Annotated in this window: 2 protein-coding genes; both read left to right on the top strand. The window is 55.9% G+C overall.

The features are described 5' to 3' along the window. On the top strand, positions 1-256 hold a 256-nt coding region (locus tag KDM89_RS19730; protein WP_230428002.1), incomplete at its 5' end, for an ATP-binding protein. After that, positions 253-458, top strand: a 206-nt coding sequence (locus KDM89_RS19735) for a response regulator (RefSeq protein WP_212689591.1), incomplete at its 3' end; no start/stop codon positions are given. The genes KDM89_RS19730 and KDM89_RS19735, both read left to right, overlap by 4 nt.

Genomic DNA, 458 nt, shown 5'->3' on the forward strand with positions numbered 1-458 from the left:
GCACCTGAGTGTGCTGGATGATGGCCCCGGATTGCCGTCCGGCGTCAATATTTTTGAGAAGTTTACCCGTGGCGAACTGGAGGCAGCCAGTCCGGGTGTGGGGCTGGGGCTGGCGATTTGTGAGAGCATCGTGCTCGCGCATAGCGGAAAAATCGTAGCGGCCAACCGGCCAGATGGGGGTGCGCAATTCACCGTTTCGCTGCCACTGGGAAACGCACCGCCACTGCCACCGATGATAGAAGATGAACTGGAATGAGTGACGCAAAAATTCATATCGTCCTGATTGAGGATGAAAAACAGATACGGCGCTTTCTCAGCACCGCGCTTGAGGCTGAAGGCATGACAGTGTTTGAGAGTGAAACCGGTAAGCAGGGCCTGATCAGCTGCGCCACCCGTAAACCGGATTTGCTGATCGTCGATCTGGGCCTGCCCGATATGAATGGACTGGATGTGATACG

The sequence above is a fragment of the Cognatundibacterium luofuense genome (assembly GCF_018139685.1).
Classification (GTDB): Bacteria; Pseudomonadota; Gammaproteobacteria; order Burkholderiales; family Burkholderiaceae_D; genus Undibacterium; species Undibacterium luofuense.